We start from the raw sequence: 17409 nt of genomic DNA on the forward strand, positions 1-17409 counted from the left end.
AACCGCTTGCGCTTCCGATCAACTATCCGTCTCTCGTCAGCGGGAGGCGAATCATACAGCGTTCAAAACCGCTGTCAACCACCTTTTCAACCGCTTCCGATCAACCCGACCGAAGCCACCAACAGGACTCAACCACCACCCTGTCAGCCCGGCGCATTCTACTCGAATTCGCCGTCCGTGCAAGCCTTTATTTTCGCTAACTTCTTGATTTACAAGAGGTTTTGCTAAAAGCCTGCGCCGGAGAAGGTGCGCATTATAGGGACTCAGAAACTCACGTCAACGGTTGTTTTGGCTTTTATTCGGCCTCGAGCAAAATTCGCCCGAATGCCTTCTTTCCGGCCTGACAAACATGGGTGCTACCGAGCTTGAACATGAACGAACGGTCAACCACCTGCCCATCCACTCGAACTCCACCAGATGCAAGCAGGTCGCGAGCGACGGCCGCATTCTTAACCAGACCTGCTCGGTTAAGGACCGCGGCAATAGGCATATCTTCGGCAGAGCGAAGCGTTATCTGAGGAATGTCCTCAGGCAGTTCGCCCTCCTTCATTCTATTACCTGCCGAGCGGTGCGCTGTCGCAGCGGCTTCTTCTCCATGGAAGCGCGCCACGATTTCCTCGGCGAGCTTAATCTTGATATCCCGCGGATTTGCGCCACGCTCCACGTCCGCCTGGAAGCCTTTGATCTCTTCCATGTCACGGAAACTCAGCAACTCGAAGTACCGCCACATGAGCGCATCCGGGATGGATACCAGCTTGCTGTACATGACGCCCGGCGCCTCTTGGATCCCGACGTAGTTCCCCAGCGACTTGGACATCTTCTTCACGCCGTCCAACCCCTCGAGAAGAGGCATGGTCACGATGCACTGAGACTCCTGGCCGTAGGAGCGCTGGAGCTCGCGCCCCATCAAGAGATTGAATTTCTGATCCGTGCCACCAAGCTCCACATCCGCACGCAGCGCAACAGAGTCATAGCCCTGGACGAGCGGATAGAGAAACTCATGAATCGCGATTGGCTGATTGGTGGAGTAACGCTTGCTGAAATCGTCCCGCTCGAGCATACGCGCCACTGTGTATTGCGACGCCAGCCGTATGAAGTCTGACGGCGTCAGCTGATCCATCCATGACGAGTTGAACGCCACTTCGGTCTTGGCCGGATCCAGAATCTTGAATACCTGGCTTTTATAGGTCTCGGCGTTCTCTAGCACTTGGTCACGCGTCAATGGCGGACGCGTTGCACTTTTACCACTGGGATCGCCGATCATCCCGGTGAAGTCGCCGATAAGGAAGACGACCTGGTGCCCCAAGTCCTGGAACTGGCGCAGCTTGTTTATAAGCACGGTGTGCCCGAGATGAAGATCCGGCGCCGTCGGATCGAAGCCGGCCTTGATTCGAAGCGGCAGCCCGCGCTCGAGCTTGGTGACCAGCTCTGCCTCGACAAGCACTTCGTCAGCGCCCCGCTTGATCACCGACAGCTGCTCTTGAACCGACTTCATTAAAGGCCTCATACCAAGAAATAAAGGCGGTCAACCTTACAAGAACGCCGAGAAAATTCAACGGCGCCGAGCACGAACCAGCAAGCCGCAAGGGAACGCGAGGGTTGCCTCAGCGTGGCTTTGGTTATATTTTAGACAGATATTTTTCCTGTACAAAACACCGCCAGACATCTCCAGACTTCTAATGACCTATTCAAAATCGAAAGCACCTCTCTACCCGAAAAGCCATCTTCTGGCTGCAAGCGGTGTAGCTGCGCTTCTGAGCCTGGCACTTCTTGTGTTCCCCTCCCGCGAAGTCGAAGCGAAGAAAACCTTCCTTGACCTTCGCATCGACTCCGCGGCCGAGTTCAGCACCGATGCGCCAGAGGCTGAGGAAGAAGTATCTGCCGAGCCCGATCAGACGCCTTTCGCTCAGATAGACCAGGCCGAGCAGCAGCCCGAAGCGGCCAGCGAAGCCACCGAGGTCGCTGAGGCAGAGCCACCGGTGAAACAAGTGGTCGTGGCTAACGGCGACACACTTTCGACCGTTTTCGCCAAGGTAGGACTTTCCCCATCCGTCGTGCACGATGTGCTCGCCAGCAGTAAGGATGCGAAGCAGCTGACCAATCTCAAGGTCGGTCAGCGTCTCGAGTTCGAGCTGGATGAGCAGGGCAATCTGTCTCAGCTTCGCAGCCCCCTGAGCAAGCTTGAAAGTATCCATTTGCAGCGATCCGACTCCGGTTACGTCTTCAAGAAAGAGAAGGTCAAGCCGGAAATCAAGACGTCCTATGCCTATGGCCGTATCGATAGCAGCCTGTTCTTGGCGGCAAAGCGAGCCGGCCTCAGTCATAACCTGACGATGGATCTTGCAAACGTATTCGGGTACGACATCGACTTCGCGCTGGACATACGCAAAGGAGATACCTTCGAGGTGGTGTACGAGGAAAAGAAGGTCGACGGCGAAACCGTCGGGACCGGAAACATCCTTGCTGCACGCTTCACCAACCGGGGCAAGACTTACACCGCCGTTCGCTACACCAACAAGCAAGGCAATAGCAGCTATTACACGGCCGACGGCAAGAGCATGCGTAAGGCCTTCATCCGTACCCCGGTCGATTTTGCGCGTATCAGCTCCCGCTTCTCGAATGGTCGCAAGCATCCCATCCTGAACAAGATTCGCGCCCACAAAGGCGTTGATTACGCTGCACCGCGCGGAACGCCGATCAAGAGCGCCGGGGATGGCAAAGTGCTGCTGGCCGGGCGCAAGGGCGGTTACGGCAACACCGTGGTAATCCAGCACGGCAATCACTACCGCACGCTCTATGGTCACATGCAAGGCTTTGCCAAAGGCATCACCAATGGCGCAACGGTCAAGCAGGGACAGATCATTGGTTATATCGGAACGACGGGCCTGTCCACCGGTCCACACCTGCACTACGAGTTTCAGATTGACGGCGTGCATGTCGACCCGCTCGGGCTGAAGCTTCCAATGGCCGACCCGATTGCCAAGAACGAGCAGCAGCGCTTCCTGCAACTAAGCAAACCGCTGATGGCGCGTATGGACGAGGAACGCTCGACCATGCTGGCCATGAAGAGCGAGTAGTGCCGCTTTACATCGGGGTGATGTCGGGCACCAGCCTGGATGGGCTGGACTTCGCCCTGGTCGAACAGAGCGATGCCACGAGACTGCTCGTCACGCATTACGAACCGATGCCCGGGCAGCTCAAGCGGGACCTGCTGGACCTGTGCTCGTCAGGCCCAGACGAACTCGCCCGAGCTGCGGTGGCGGAACAGGCGTGGGCCGAGCGAGCAAGCGACGGTGTGCACCAGCTGCTGCATAAAGCGCAACTCGATGCCTCCGCTATTCGCGCCATCGGCAGCCACGGGCAAACCGTCCGGCATGAGCCACAGCGTGGTTTTACGATTCAGATTGGCCAGCCGGCACTGCTTGCAGAGCTGACATCCATCAGTGTGGTTGCCGACTTCCGACGCCGCGACATGGCCGCAGGCGGTCAGGGCGCCCCTTTGGTTCCAGCGTTTCATGAGGCGCTGTTCAGCGACGAAGGCAGGGTCCGAGCCGTCTTGAACATCGGCGGCTTCAGCAATGCCAGCCTGCTGCATCCCCACCATGCGACCCGCGGCTTCGATTGCGGGCCAGGCAACGTTCTGCTCGATGCCTGGATCAACCGACATCAGGGCCTGCCCTACGATCGGAACGGTGCCTGGGCCGCCAGCGGCAACGTCAATCATCAGCTACTCGACCAGCTCCTCGATGACCCGTTCTTCGCAACCCAAGGGCCGAAAAGCACCGGGCGGGAGCTGTTCAACCTTTCGTGGCTGGATGCCCGCCTTGCGGCATTTCCTGATGTGGCGGCCAATGATGTCCAGGCCACCATTCTGGAGCTGACTGCCGTCAGCATCACGCAGGCGTTATTGGCAGCCCAGCCCGAAACGCAGGACGTACTGGTGTGTGGTGGAGGCGCGCATAACCGTGCCTTGATGCAACGGCTAAGCGCACTGCTTCCGACTAGCAGCGTGAAGAGCACAGCGGATTACGGAATAGAGCCCGACTGGATAGAAGCAATGGCCTTCGCCTGGCTGGCGCATTGCTGCCTCGAGGGCATCGCGGCCAACCGGCCAAGCGTCACCGGTGCCCGTGGCGCTCGGGTGCTAGGGGCGATCTACCCGGCCTGACGCTCAAAGCCCAGGGGCCCAACATGCAAAGCTCGAAACGAAAAACACCGCGCCATAGCGCGGTGTGCTCGCAGCAAGCAGATTAGATCGAGAAGGACTGACCGCAGCCACACGTCGTGGTCGCGTTCGGGTTCTTGATGACGAACCGTGAGCCTTCCAACCCCTCCTGATAGTCGACTTCAGCGCCAGCCAAGTACTGGTAGCTCATGGGGTCCACCACCAGGCTAACACCCTCGCGCTCGATGATGGTGTCATCCTCGGCCAGGTCCTCATCGAAGGTGAAGCCGTACTGGAAACCAGAGCAGCCACCGCCGGTGACGAAGACACGCAGCTTCAACCGCGGATTGCCCTCTTCATCCACCAGACTCTTCACCTTGCTCGCGGCACCCTGACTGAACTGAATCGCGGTGGGCGTGAAGGATTCGACACTCATTTGGTTCTCCTGGCGCGGGAGCGCCCATTACTGCGTTGACGCCGCATTATCGGCTTCTCCTACAAAATCGGTCAACTATTCCATTAATGGGCGACCACCCATCAAGCAGCCGTTCATTTACGGAACCCGCATGCCTCACGGCAGCAGCGCTGCGTTGCCCAGACCAAGCCGCTCATCCAGGCCGAAGGCAATGTTCATGTCTTGCAGAGCCTGTCCGGACGCACCTTTGACCAGATTGTCGATAACCGATAGCACGACGACCAAGTCCCCGCCTTGCGGGCGGTGGACCGCGATCCGGCACATGTTGGCGCCGCGCACACTGCGTGTTTCCGGATGGCTACCGGCGGGCATGACATCGACGAACGGCTCGTCAGCATAGCGCTGCTCATAAAGCGCTTGCAGATCGACGGACGTGTCGAGCAAGGTCGCATACAGCGTCGCGTGGATGCCACGGATCATCGGCGTCAGGTGCGGCACGAATGTCAGCCCGACTTCGCCGCCAGCAGCACGGCGCAGTCCTTGCGTGATTTCGGGGAGATGCCGATGGCCTTTGACGGCATAAGCCATCATGCTTTCGCCCGCCTCGGTGAACAGGGATCCGATTTTCGCCGCCCGGCCAGCACCGCTGACACCTGACTTGCAATCGGCGATCAGCCGCGACGGATCGACCAGACCATTTTCCAGCAACGGCAGATAGCCCAGCTGGGTCGCGGTCGGATAACAGCCCGGGACCGCAATCAAACGCGCCGTTCTGATCTTCTCGCGGTTGACTTCCGGCAGGCCGTAGACCGCCTCAGGCAGCAGGGATGGCGCGCCATGGGGCTGGCCGTACCACTTGGCCCACTCATCGGGATCCTGCAAACGGAAATCGGCAGACAGGTCGATGACCCGGGTCCCTGCATCCAGCAGCTCCGCGGCGAGCGCATGGGCTACGCCGTGGGGGGTTGCAAAGAAGACCACGTCGCAAGCGCCTAGCGTCGCGCTGTCAGGAACGCTGAACGTGAGCCCATCGTAGTGCCCGCGAAGGTTCGGAAACATATCCGTGACCTTGACGCCGTCTTCGGAGCGAGAGGTGATGACGACCACTTCGGCCTGGGGGTGCTGTGCCAACAGACGCAGCAGTTCGACCCCGGTATAGCCTGTGCCACCAACGATTCCGACCTTGACCATGAGCTGCCTCGCGCACTGCAACAATAAGAACGGCGATGATAAAGGCGCCCGCGCCCAGGGCCAACCACCTAGATGACGCGCGGACCTCGCAGCCACTACTATCGACCACGATATCGAAACCAAGGAACCGCCGAATGCTCTACATGTGGCTCAAAGCCCTACACATCGTCGCCATTGTCTGCTGGTTCGCCGGGCTGTTCTATTTACCCAGGCTCTTCGTTTATCACGCGATGAGCGAGGATGCGATCAGCCGCGAGCGCTTCCAGGTCATGGAACGCAAGCTCTACCGTGGAATCATGATGCCCTCGATGATCGCCACGCTGCTTCTTGGCGCTGGCATGATCGCGCTCAACCCAGCGCTGTTCAGCAGCGGCGGCTGGCTGCACGCCAAGCTGGCGCTGGTCGTTCTGCTGATTGGCTACCACCACGTATGTGGCGCACAGGTGAAGCGCTTCGCGCGCAACGAGAACACCCGCAGCCACGTGTTCTATCGCTGGTTCAACGAGTTTCCGGTGCTGCTGCTGCTGGCGATCGTCATCCTCGTGGTGGTCAAACCCTTCTGAAAACCCTAAGAGGATATCCAGATGTCACTACCCGCTCACCTGCAAGCGCGTCTGCGTCTGCCACTGGTTGCCGCGCCGATGTTTCTGGTATCCAACCCCCTGCTCGTTGCTGCCTGCTGCGCCAGTGGCGTGGTCGGCAGCTTCCCGGCCCTTAACCAACGAGAGAGCAGCGGGTTTCGTGACTGGCTGCAAGAGCTGAATCAGCATCTATCGGGCATGCAGGAGCCGGCGCCATACGCCGTCAACCTGATCGTCCACCATAGCAACCCTCGCCTGCAGGCCGACCTGGCCATCTGTGTGCAGGAGCGAGTCCCGATCGTCATAACCAGCCTTGGCGCCGTGAAGGAGGTCGTCGATGCCGTGCATGCTTATGGTGGCCTGGTCTTTCACGATGTCACCACGCGACGACACGCGGAAAAAGCTGCCGAGGCGGGTGTCGATGGTCTGATTGCGGTGGCGGCGGGCGCGGGCGGTCACGCGGGCACATGGAGTCCGTTCGCACTGGTCGCCGAGATTCGCCAGTTCTTCGACAAGACGCTGCTACTGGCGGGCTGCCTCAACCACGGACACGAAATCCTTGCCGCGCAACTGCTGGGGGCAGATCTCGCCTACATGGGGACCCGCTTCATCGCCACTCGAGAAAGCCAGGCGCCCGATGCCTACAAGCAGATGTTGCTGCAGGCCCATGCCGCCGACATCGTTCACACCGCCGCCGTTTCAGGCGTGCCAGCGAGTTTTATGCGGCAAAGCCTGCAACAGGCAGGGTTCGACGAGGAGCGCCTCAAAGGCAAGGGCGAAATGAACTACGGCGAAAAGCTCAAACCGGTGAACGACGAAGCCAAGGCCTGGAAAACCGTTTGGTCGGCGGGGCAAGGCGTCGGAGGAATCGAAGACCTTCCCAGCGCCACGGAACTGATCGAGCGACTGGACCGAGAATACCGCGCCGCACACAGTCAGGCGGCACAGCTCTCGCTACGCTGGATGGGCCAATCGTGACACACCTCTCATCGCGCGTAACGCCCGGCCTGGCACGCCTCGGGCGCCGCTTGTTGGCGACCTAGCCGCGCTTTACGCTTGCGCGACTTACCTGGAAACAAGGATGTGGCGATGAGCGCCGACCACTACAGGATTGTCTTCGACGGCGAACTGGCACCGGGTATGTCCCTGGAAGCGGCCAAGCACAACCTGGCCGACTTGTTCAGAGTCGACATCAGCAAGGTCGAGCGGCTGTTTGGACAGGGGCCAGTCAGTATCAAGCGCAACCTGAGCGCGCCCGAAGCCGACCGTTATCTGGAGGCGCTGCAACGGGCGGGAGCGTGCGCACGCAAAGAGCCGGAAGCCATGCGCGCCACGACTCTGAGCCTTGTCGATGACAGGCCGCCGCAAGAACCGCAGAGCGAAGAGATGGCATGTCCGAAATGTGGCCATGCCCAGCCGATTGCGCCCCTGTGCCAGCAATGCGGCATCGTGATCCAGAAGTACCTGGCCCGGCAAGCCCAGCTGGCCGAAGCGTCAAAGCAGAACGAAAGCCAAGATACTGCACAACCCTACGCACCGCCTCGCGCCCAGGTTGGCGAGCCGATGGCCGAGTTCGGCACGCTGAAGATTTTTAGCTTGCGGGGTCGAATCGGCCGTTTGCGCTATCTCGCCTGGTCTGCCGTGATGATGGCCGCTGCGACCGGGCTCTGGGTAGTCATCGCGATGGCGTTTGGCATGTCCGCGGTGCTCGGATCGCTTCTCGCCGTGATCGCCGGCTTGGGCATCCTGCTCGCAAGCACCCTGATAGGCGTGCAGCGCCTGCACGACATTGGCTGGTCCGGCTGGCTCATGCTGCTCAATCTGGTGCCGGGGGTCGGCGCCATCTTTCCGCTGGTGATGCTGCTCGCGCCGGGAAACGAGGGCGCAAATCGCTTTGGCCCACCACAACCACCCAATACCCGGGCTGTGCGGCTCCTCGCGGCACTCTGGCTGCTGGTTCCGCTTATTGCGATCTTGGCCGCACTTGTCATACCGACATACCAGTAGCGCGGCGCAACTGCGCACGCTCGGACGATGCCAGCACCACGTGCCGCTTTAGCCCAGCGCGCCGCAACTCCGCGAACGTTTCTCGCCGCAATCGCCGCCAACGACGAAGTAGGCCGGATGGCCTGTAACGGCCTCGCCTGATCCGTTGCCTCTAACGGTGCCTGGCTGGCGTAACGGCCGATACGGCCTAGCTGATCGGTCTTTGCCCGGGAAAGCCATCGCGTGCGCACGGCCCGAGCATGCAGGTCGACCCCATCGATCAATCGCGCCGTGACGGGGCAACGTTCCTAACTGCGCGGTGCAGGCTGACCAGGCCCAAAACGGCCTGTTACACTGCCCAATCGTTCCAATCGCTGGAGACACGCCATGGATTGTCTATTTTGCAAGATCGTGGCCGGGGACATCCCTGCGCAGAAGATATATGAAGACGATCAGGTCATCGCCTTCAATGACATCGCGCCCCAGGCGCCTGTGCATTTTCTGGTCATCCCCAAGAAGCACATTCCAACCCTGCATGACCTGAGCGAGGCGGATGACAAGCTGCTCGCCGGCCATATCCTCTTTACCGCTCAACAACTGGCCGAACAAAAGGGCTGTGAGGATGGCTTTCGCGTCGTCATGAACTGCAACGACCAAGGCGGCCAGACGGTCTACCACATTCACATGCATGTGCTCGGCCAGCGCCAGATGCACTGGCCTCCAGGCTGACCGTCGCCACCCGAGACGCGCACTTTCAATCAAGGCTGCTCCGAAACACCTGGAGGCGAGATGCCCAACCAACGTGAATACTCACCTGCCGATCGCCTGCTGATGCAAGCCGATGCGGCGCTACGAACGCTGCTTCCTTTCAGTGGCCAGCCACATCGCCCGACACCGGCCGTTGTGAAGAACGAGACGGAACTGAGCGACAGCGAAGCGCGTCACGTCGCAGGCCTGATGCGCATCAACCATACCGGAGAGGTCTGCGCCCAAGCGCTGTACCAGGGCCAGGCCTTGACGGCGCGGCTGCCAAACGTACGGGAAGCGATGGAGCGCGCAGCCGACGAGGAAATCGATCATCTGGCCTGGTGCGAACAGCGAATCCACCAGCTCGGCAGCCATACCAGCGTACTCAACCCACTGTTCTATGGTTTGTCGTTCGGCATCGGCGCCTCTGCCGGCTTGATCAGCGACCGCATCAGCCTGGGTTTCGTCGCGGCGACCGAAGACCAGGTTTGCAAGCATCTGGACGAGCACCTCGAGCAGCTTCCCGCAGCCGATGAGAAGTCACGGGCGATACTCGAGCAAATGCGCGAGGACGAGGCGCAGCACTCCACCGCTGCGCTGGACGCTGGCGGCCTGCGCTTTCCGGCGCCGATCAAGTTCGGCATGAGTCTGATGGCCAAGGTGATGACCAAGACGACCTATCGGATTTGACGAGCGCGTCCCGCAGATACGACAAGGGCGCCTCAGAGGCGCCCTTTCGTTTACTTAGCCCGGCATGTTGCGGGCGTAGAAGATTTCCAGCATTTCATGTCGGAGGCGATCTTCCACCTGCTCGCGCTGTTCTGGTGACAGATTACTGGTGGCATCGCCGAACAGATAGTTTTCCAGCTCGAAGTTCTTGAGCAGCATCTTGGTGTGGAACAAGTTCTCCTGGTACACATTCACATCGGTCATTTGATAGGCCGACCGCGTATCTTCCGAAAGATAGTTCTGAATCGAATTGATTTCGTGATCGATGAAGTGCTTTTTGCCTTCAACATCGCGGGTGAAGCCGCGAACGCGGTAGTCCACCGTCACGATATCCGAATCGAACTGATGGATCAGGTAGTTAAGCGCCTTGAGTGGCGAAATAACCCCACATGTCGACACGTCGATATCCACCCGGAACGTCGCGATACCTTCGACGGGATGAATCTCAGGGTAGGTATGAACAGTGATGTGACTCTTGTCCAGGTGCGCCAGGATGGTGTCCGGCAACGGACCAGGCGATTCCTCAATCTGGCTGTCGGTTGGCGTAACCGGCTGCTCCGAGATGAGGATGGTCACGCTCGCACCCTGCGGCTCGTAGTCCTGCCGCGCGATATTGAGAATATTCGCGCCAATGATGTCGACTACATCGGTCAGAATCTGCGTCAACCGCTTCGCGTCATACTGCTCGTCGATGTACTGCACGTACGCCTGCTGATCTTCCTGGGTTTCGGCATAGCAGATGTCGTAGATATTGAAGCTCAAGGACTTCGTCAGGTTGTTGAACCCGTGGAGCTTGAGTTTGCTTTTCACCATTGGAGACTCTCTTCGATGCGGCGCACCGCGTGATTGAGCATGCCCGTCAGATACCTTTGTACCTGCGTAGGACCGTATACACCTCTTCGCAATTGCGACCGTGGCTGTGTGCTAACGAAACGCCCCGTAAAAAACGGGGCGCGCATTATGCAGATTGATAGCGTGAGGTTCCAGTACCCATGGGCTCAAATTCGCACGCCCGGTACCGGCTATGCCTACGCGGCGGCGGCATAGAGCGCTGCAGCGCGACGCTAACGGTTCAACCCAGCTCGACGATTTCGTAGGCATGGGTGATTTCGACGCCGGCGCGCCCGAGCATGATCGACGCCGAGCAGTATTTTTCCGCTGACAGTTCGACGGCACGCTTGACCTGCGCCTCCTTCAAACCGCGCCCTTTGACGACGAAGCGCAGATGGATCTTGGTGAAGACCTTGGGATCTTCATCGGCACGCTCGGCTTCGAGGAACGCCTCGCAGCTTTCGACCGCCTGCCGAGACTTCTTCAGAATGCTGACCACATCGAAGTTGCTGCAACCACCGAGCCCCAGCAGCAGCATTTCCATCGGCCGGACGCCGAGATTACGCCCTCCGTTTTCCGGCGGACCGTCCATGACGACCACATGGCCGCTGCCCGACTCACCAAGAAACATCGCTTCGCCGGCCCACTGAATGCGCGCTTTCATCGATAGACTCCGGTTGAAAAGGAGCGAAGCTTAGCATGAGCGCCGACCGTGGCTGGAGTCGGCAATCCGACGAAAAGAATCCGCTAAAGTTGATTTCGTGTCGCAGTTTTGTTGTCGATCGAGACCTGTCTGTTAAGCTCTTTCAGCCTGATTACAGAACTCAGTCAAAACATAATAAGAACCTGCCTCTTATTGGACACATCTTCCGGGACTAAAGCATGGTCGCTATTACACTCACGCCCAAGATCAAGAACATCGACAAACTCCTCGCGCATTGCCATCGACGACGCTATACCGCCAAGAGCACGATCATCTATGCAGGTGATCGCTGCGAGACGCTCTTCTTCATTGTAAAAGGCTCGGTCACCATCCTGATCGAAGACGACGACGGCCGCGAGATGATCATCGCCTATCTCAATTCGGGGGACTTCTTCGGGGAGATGGGGTTGTTCGAAAAGGAAGGCATGGAGAAGGAGCGCAGCGCCTGGGTGCGCGCCAAGACCGAGTGCGAAGTCGCCGAACTGAGCTACGCGAAGTTCCGTGAACTGACCCAGCAGGATCCCGATATCCTTTATGCACTGGGCAGCCAGATGGCCGAACGCCTGCGCAACACCACCCGCAAGGTCGGGGACCTGGCCTTTCTCGACGTCACCGGCCGCGTCGCCCGCACATTGCTCGACCTCTGCAAGCAGCCCGATGCAATGACCCATCCCGACGGCATGCAGATCAAGATCACCCGTCAGGAAATCGGTCGCATCGTCGGCTGCTCGCGGGAGATGGTTGGACGCGTACTCAAAAGCCTGGAGTCGCAGGGCCTGGTCCACGTCAAAGGCAAAACCATGGTGGTGTTCGGTACGCGTTGACGGCCGGGCAGCACCGTAGAAAAAGCCGACAATCCCAGCCACTAAGACGTTGCGCCCCTAAGCAAGGCAAAAATCAGCGGAAAAGTGCAGTTTACGTACGATAAACGCGCATTTTTGAGCTGATTTTTCTCATGCTGCCAGGCGAGCGCAACGACGCTCAACGTGCCGGCGGATTGTCGGTTCCTCCCGTCGAATCAGTCCGGATCGCTTGCGATGCCCGGCCGGCTGCGGCCAGGGAAGAACAGCCGCTGCAACTCGATGCCAGGCTGCTCAGCACGCATGAAGGCTTCGCCCACCAGAAACGCATGCACCTCGTTGATTTCCATGAGCTCGACATCGGCGCGATGCAGAATCCCGCTTTCGGTCACGACCAGGCGGTCGCGTGGAATACGCGGAAGCAGGTCGAGCGTGGTCTCCAGGCTCAGCTCGAAGGTATGCAGATTACGGTTGTTGACACCAACCAAAGGCGTATCCAGACGCAGCGCCCGCTCCAGCTCCGCCCCATCATGCACCTCAACCAGTACGTCGAGCCCCTGAGCCTTGGCCACTGCAGCCAGCTCCGCCATCTGCCCGTCTTCCAGCGCCGCGACAATCAGCAGGATGCAATCGGCGCCCAGCGCCCGCGCCTCGATCACCTGGTAGGGATCGATCATGAAGTCCTTGCGGATCACCGGTAATTTGCAGGCCGCGCGTGCCTGCTGCAGGTATTCATCGGCACCCTGGAAGAAATCGACGTCGGTCAGCACCGATAGACAGGTAGCCCCACCCGCCTCATAGCTCTTGGCGATGTCAGCGGGAACGAAGTGTTCGCGCAGTACACCTTTGCTCGGCGAGGCCTTTTTGATTTCGGCGATCACCGCCGGCTGCTTCTTGCCGGCCTGCTCCTGCAGCCGCCGAGCAAAGCCGCGCACCGGGTCCGCCGCAGCCGCGGCTCGTTCCAGCTCGGCGAGCTCGACCCGAGCGCGACGCTCGGCCACCTCCTCGCGCTTGCGCGTGATGATTTTTTCCAGAACCGTCGGCACGCTCATTGCGCTTGCTCCTGCTTGAACACCACGGTGAAGGACACCAACTCCTCGAACTTGTCGCGCGCCAGGCCGGTATGCAACGCGTCATGAGCGATCTCCACGCCCTGCTTGAGGCTACTGGCCACATCGGCTGCATATAATGCAGCACCGGCGTTGAGCACGATCATGTCTGCCGCCTTCTGCCCGTTTTCAGTCTTGCGCCGCCCCAGGGCATCGCGAATCAAGGTCAGCGAACCTTGCGCGTCCTCGACGTTGAGGCCGATCAGGCTTTGGCTCTTGATGCCAAAATCTTCCGGCTGGATGCGGTACTCGCTGATCTCGCCCTTGTTCAGCTCAGCCACGTGAGTCGGAGCCGCCAGACTGATCTCGTCCAACCCGTCCTGGGCATGCACGACCAGCACATGCTGACTACCAAGGCGCGATAGCACCTCGGCCATGGGGCGGCAGAGTTCCTTGCTGAACACGCCGAGTACCTGATGTTTGACCCCGGCCGGATTCGACATGGGGCCGAGAATATTGAACAGCGTGCGCAACCCCAATTCGCGGCGAGGGCCAGCGGCGTATTTCATCGCGCCGTGGTGCGCCGGTGCGAACATGAAGCCCACCCCCACGGCATCCACGCTACGGGCGACCTGGGCCGGTGTGAGGTCCAGGTTGACGCCGGCCGCCTCGAGCAGATCGGCGCTGCCGCTTTTGCCCGAGACCGCGCGGTTGCCGTGCTTGGCAACCTTGCCGCCGGCGGCCGCCACGACGAACGCCGCGGCGGTGGAGACGTTGAAGATGTTCATCCCATCGCCGCCGGTGCCACAGGTATCGACCAGACGGTGGGTGTCGAAATGTACCGGTTCGGCAAGCTCACGCATGACCTGAACAGCCCCGACGATCTCGTCGATGGTCTCGCTCTTCATGCGCATGCCCATGAGAAACGCACCCACCTGCGCATCGGTGCATTGGCCGGTCATGATCTGGCGCATCACGGCTTTCATTTCGTCGGTGCTCAGGTCGAGCTGGCCGACGATACGATTGAGGGCTTCCTTGATATCCATCAGCGCGCGCCTCCGGTCTGCTTCAGAAAATTGGCGAACAGCTCATGTCCCTGCTCGGTGAGGATGGATTCGGGATGGAACTGCACGCCCTCGACATTCAAGGTCTTGTGCCGCAAGCCCATGATTTCATCGAGGCTGCCATCCGCGTGCTGCGTCCACGCCGTGACTTCCAGGCAATCCGGCAACGTTTCGCGCTTGACCACCAGCGAGTGGTAACGCGTGACCGTGAGCGGGTTGTTCAGCCCGCAGAATACGCCTTGGTCGCGGTGATAGACCGGGCTGGTCTTGCCATGCATGACTTGCCGGGCACGAACGACATCGCCACCAAAGGCCTGGCCGATGCTTTGATGACCAAGGCAGACGCCAAGGATCGGCAGCTTGCCGGCGAAATGGCGGATCAGTTCCAGCGAGACACCCGCCTCGTTGGGCGTGCAAGGCCCTGGCGAGACGACGATGCGCTCCGGCTTCAGTGCCTCGATCTCGGCAACGCTGAGTTCGTCGTTGCGCACGACTTTGACATCGGCACCGAGCTCGCCGAGGTATTGCACGACGTTGTAGGTAAAGGAATCGTAGTTATCCAGCATTAGCAGCATTGGGCGTCACCCTAGGGTTTGTAGCTGATCCGGCGCTGTCATCACGCTTCGCGCTGGCGCAGTGCGGCACGGCAGGGCAATGGGACAGGCAAACGTAGGTATTCCGGCATGGAGCCGGCGAAGGATCAGGCGCGCCAACGCCAGCGGGCATTGGCCTTGAACAGGCGCATCAGGAGTGTGCTGCTGAATTTCACGGATAGGTCTCGCAGGGCTTACGGCGCAAGGTAGCCCATGCCAGGCCACGATTCAACCGGACTATACCAGAGCGCAACCCGGGCGAAACTGGCGCGTTACAACGAGGCCGCGCTCGGCTCATGCGCTAGCCTCGCGACGAGGGCTGGCAGGGCACAAGCACGCGCCGGGCGCGCATAGAAAAAGCCCTGCGCCTGCCGGCAGCCCAACCGGCGCAGCTCCGCGGCGGTACCCTCGTCTTCGACGCCCTCGGCCAGCGTACTGAGGCCCAGCGACTCGGCCATGTGAATGATGGCAGCGACGATGGCGTGACCATCGTCGGTGAGCAGGTCACTGACGAAAGAGCGATCGATTTTCAGCGTATCCACGGAGAGACGCCGAAGGTAGGCCAGGCAGGAATATCCCGTGCCGAAGTCATCGATCGACAGGGTCACGCCCAGCGCTTTCAGCCGCGCCAGGGTGACCATGACCTGCTCGGTGTTCTCGATCAGGCTGGACTCGGTCAACTCGAGCTCCAGGGCGGAGGCGGGCAGCCCGGTCTGCTCGAGGGCGCTGGAGACCGTCCGCTCCAGCGCGCCCTGGTGCAGCTGTATCGCCGCGACGTTGACCGCCACCCGCGGGATGCTCAGCCCTTCGGCGTGCCACCGTGCGGCCTGCCGGCACGCCTCGAGGACGATCCATTGGCCGATCTCGACGATCAGCCCGCTCTGTTCCGCTGCCGGAATGAACTTCCCAGGCGCGACCAGGCCCCAACGCGGGTGCTGCCAGCGCACCAACGCCTCGGCGCCCACCACCTCGCCACTGAACAGATCCACCTGCAGTTGATAATCGAGGAACAGCTCGTCACGCTCGATGGCGACCCGGAGCCCATTGATCAGATACAGCCGGCCTCGCATCTCGGCATCGAGCGCAGCGTTGTAATAGCACCAGGTCCGGCGCCCGGCCTCCTTGGCCTTGTACATCGCCATCTCGGCGTTGCGCAGCAGACAGGGAAAGTCCATGCCGTCGCCCGGCCCAACGGCCACGCCAATGGAAGCGGACATCACCACTTCCTGGCGCTGAATGACAAAGGGCTCAGCCAAGGTCTCGAGCACGGACTGGATGACCACCGACGCTGCCTCGGCATCGATGAGATCGGCCAGGAGCACGACGAACTCGTCACCGCCGCCACGGGCCAGCACAGCGCCGTCGGGCAGGGTCTGCTGCAGCCTGGTGGCCGCCGTGCACAGCACCTGATCGCCAAAAGTGCGGCCGAAGGAATCGTTGACCATCTTGAAGTGATCGAGATCGACGTACAGCACTGCTACTGCGCCCTTGAGCTTCAACGCGGCCGCCAGAGCCTGGCGCGTCCGGTCTTCGAGCAAATTGAGATTGGGTAGTCCTGTCAGGCCATCGAAGTGAGCCATGTAATCGGCACGCTTCTGCGCCGCGACGCGCTCGGTCATTTCGATTGCCAACCGCTCGTAAGGCGCACGCACGCTGGAGACGAATACCACCTGATAGATAAAACCGTAGGAAACGATTTTGTAGGCATGCCCCAACAGACTGTAGAAGCTGTTCACGTTGGCGTAGGCGGTAAAGCACAGCTCGGCGAGAATCGACACCAGCGTCGCGGCAAGCATGCCGTCGAAATAGCCCGTCTCGTCACCTGTCCGCACCCGCCAGAATGGCCACGCGGCCAAGGCCAGCAATCCGATGATGAGCCACTCAGCGAGAATCTTGAAGCGGGTCAGCCCCTGCCCTTCGATGAAGGTTCGCGGCCATAGCTGCGGTTGGAAAAGCTGCAGATAGACGACCAGCGCGACCAGCACAATCGTTGAGGACAGCAGCGTGCGCCGTGACAACGCGCCGAGCCGCTGGCAGACCCGCCAGGCCACCGCGAGCAAGGTCAGGGCGAGCACTAGACGGGACACCAGCCAGAACGCGATTGCCTTCTCTGGCGAAGCTGGCGTGACGACGGCGGGCATCCCCTTGTAGGAGAGCATGTGGGCCAGGTCCAGCAGCGCGATGGCCAGAAATGCGCACGCCAGCAAGGGGTTCGACAGTGGCCGCGGCTGTTGGGTATGCCAGGCGACGGCGAATACCAATCCCGCCACCACAATCGAAAAGGTTTCGACAGCAATGTGCAGCGGCAGCGGGAACCACACAGGACTGCCGTTGAAGTCCGCCAGGTTCGACAACAAATAGACCAGAACCAGCAGCCCGGTGAGGGCGGCGACCAGCATCCACACCAGCGGCAGGTGGTGCGGATGGGTGCTTGATGAATGACTGGGCAGTAATGACATCGGCTGGTGCAGACCGGCTAGGGTGGATGGCCAAACGCTCTAGCTCGGCCTCCACCGACTATAAGGATAGCCAGATGCCATTACCATACTGTCCGT

At 60.3% G+C, this 17409-nt stretch carries 17 protein-coding genes; 8 read left to right on the forward strand and 9 right to left on the reverse strand.

All coding sequences use genetic code 11. The features are described from left to right. Nucleotides 1–295: 295 nt before the first annotated feature. Nucleotides 296–1495 carry a tyrosine--tRNA ligase gene (gene tyrS, locus KVO92_RS19825; RefSeq protein WP_217477319.1) on the reverse strand — a complete coding sequence of 400 codons (1200 nt, stop codon included), beginning with the start codon at nt 1493–1495 and terminating at the stop codon, nt 296–298. Between the two features lie 184 nt (nt 1496–1679). On the opposite strand from tyrS, the gene KVO92_RS19830 reads away from it, so the two are divergent. Both KVO92_RS19830 and KVO92_RS19835 read left to right on the forward strand, forming a co-directional pair. Further along, a complete protein-coding gene (locus KVO92_RS19830; RefSeq protein ID WP_217477320.1) occupies nt 1680–3077 on the forward strand; it encodes a peptidoglycan DD-metalloendopeptidase family protein in 1398 nt (465 codons plus the stop codon). Continuing rightward, nucleotides 3077–4168: an anhydro-N-acetylmuramic acid kinase gene (locus KVO92_RS19835; protein ID WP_217477321.1), complete on the forward strand. Its 1092-nt coding sequence runs from the start codon at nt 3077–3079 to the stop codon at nt 4166–4168. The genes KVO92_RS19830 and KVO92_RS19835 overlap by 1 nt, the downstream gene beginning before the upstream one ends. 82 nt (nt 4169–4250) lie before the next feature. Here KVO92_RS19835 and erpA read toward each other — a convergent pair whose 3' ends face one another. Then, entirely contained in the window at nt 4251–4601 is a 351-nt protein-coding gene (gene erpA / locus KVO92_RS19840; protein ID WP_014851496.1) for an iron-sulfur cluster insertion protein ErpA, read from the reverse strand. 135 nt (nt 4602–4736) lie between these two features. Next, nucleotides 4737–5771, reverse strand: a complete 1035-nt coding sequence (argC, locus tag KVO92_RS19845) for an N-acetyl-gamma-glutamyl-phosphate reductase (protein ID WP_217477322.1) — start codon at nt 5769–5771, stop codon at nt 4737–4739. Nucleotides 5772–5905: 134 nt separating this feature from the next. On the opposite strand from argC, the gene hemJ reads away from it, so the two are divergent. The 5 genes from hemJ to coq7 all read left to right on the forward strand — a co-directional run bounded on the left by hemJ (nt 5906) and on the right by coq7 (nt 9775). After that, nucleotides 5906–6334, forward strand: coding sequence for a protoporphyrinogen oxidase HemJ (gene hemJ / locus KVO92_RS19850; protein ID WP_217477323.1), 429 nt, complete (start codon nt 5906–5908; stop codon nt 6332–6334). 21 nt (nt 6335–6355) lie between these two features. Then, a complete protein-coding gene (locus KVO92_RS19855) occupies nt 6356–7330 on the forward strand; it encodes an NAD(P)H-dependent flavin oxidoreductase (RefSeq protein WP_217477324.1) in 975 nt (324 codons plus the stop codon). Nucleotides 7331–7441: 111 nt separating this feature from the next. Then, nucleotides 7442–8359: a DUF805 domain-containing protein gene (locus tag KVO92_RS19860; RefSeq protein ID WP_217477325.1), complete on the forward strand. Its 918-nt coding sequence runs from the start codon at nt 7442–7444 to the stop codon at nt 8357–8359. A 366-nt stretch (nt 8360–8725) separates the two neighbouring features. Continuing rightward, nucleotides 8726–9067 (forward strand): histidine triad nucleotide-binding protein, encoded by a 342-nt coding sequence (locus KVO92_RS19865; protein WP_217477326.1) that lies wholly within the window; start codon nt 8726–8728, stop codon nt 9065–9067. Between the two features lie 60 nt (nt 9068–9127). Continuing rightward, the gene (gene coq7 / locus KVO92_RS19870) at nt 9128–9775 is read left to right on the forward strand and encodes a 2-polyprenyl-3-methyl-6-methoxy-1,4-benzoquinone monooxygenase (RefSeq protein ID WP_217477327.1); all 648 of its coding nucleotides are present in this window, start codon (nt 9128–9130) and stop codon (nt 9773–9775) included. 54 nt (nt 9776–9829) lie between these two features. Here the strand turns inward: coq7 and speD are convergent, their stop codons facing one another. Both speD and KVO92_RS19880 read right to left on the reverse strand, forming a co-directional pair. Then, on the reverse strand, nt 9830–10624 hold the full coding sequence (gene speD / locus KVO92_RS19875) for an adenosylmethionine decarboxylase (protein ID WP_217477611.1): 795 nt from the start codon (nt 10622–10624) through the stop codon (nt 9830–9832). Between the two features lie 262 nt (nt 10625–10886). Then, a complete protein-coding gene (locus KVO92_RS19880) occupies nt 10887–11309 on the reverse strand; it encodes an OsmC family protein (RefSeq protein WP_217477328.1) in 423 nt (140 codons plus the stop codon). Between the two features lie 218 nt (nt 11310–11527). On the opposite strand from KVO92_RS19880, the gene crp reads away from it, so the two are divergent. Beyond that, nucleotides 11528–12172 carry a cAMP-activated global transcriptional regulator CRP gene (crp, locus tag KVO92_RS19885; RefSeq protein WP_021207029.1) on the forward strand — a complete coding sequence of 215 codons (645 nt, stop codon included), beginning with the start codon at nt 11528–11530 and terminating at the stop codon, nt 12170–12172. A gap of 194 nt (nt 12173–12366) precedes the next feature. Here the strand turns inward: crp and trpC are convergent, their stop codons facing one another. The 4 genes from trpC to KVO92_RS19905 form a co-directional block, all read right to left on the reverse strand. After that, nucleotides 12367–13200 carry an indole-3-glycerol phosphate synthase TrpC gene (gene trpC / locus KVO92_RS19890; RefSeq protein ID WP_217477329.1) on the reverse strand — a complete coding sequence of 278 codons (834 nt, stop codon included), beginning with the start codon at nt 13198–13200 and terminating at the stop codon, nt 12367–12369. After that, nucleotides 13197–14243 (reverse strand): anthranilate phosphoribosyltransferase, encoded by a 1047-nt coding sequence (gene trpD / locus KVO92_RS19895; RefSeq protein WP_217477330.1) that lies wholly within the window; start codon nt 14241–14243, stop codon nt 13197–13199. Before trpD ends, trpC begins: the two co-directional genes overlap by 4 nt. Further along, nucleotides 14243–14836 (reverse strand): aminodeoxychorismate/anthranilate synthase component II, encoded by a 594-nt coding sequence (locus KVO92_RS19900; protein ID WP_217477331.1) that lies wholly within the window; start codon nt 14834–14836, stop codon nt 14243–14245. The genes trpD and KVO92_RS19900 overlap by 1 nt, the downstream gene beginning before the upstream one ends. Nucleotides 14837–15126: 290 nt before the next feature. Further along, nucleotides 15127–17313 (reverse strand): putative bifunctional diguanylate cyclase/phosphodiesterase, encoded by a 2187-nt coding sequence (locus KVO92_RS19905; RefSeq protein WP_217477332.1) that lies wholly within the window; start codon nt 17311–17313, stop codon nt 15127–15129. Nucleotides 17314–17409 lie beyond the last annotated feature (96 nt).

This window comes from Stutzerimonas stutzeri (genome assembly GCF_019090095.1).
Classification (GTDB): Bacteria; Pseudomonadota; Gammaproteobacteria; order Pseudomonadales; family Pseudomonadaceae; genus Stutzerimonas; species Stutzerimonas stutzeri_AN.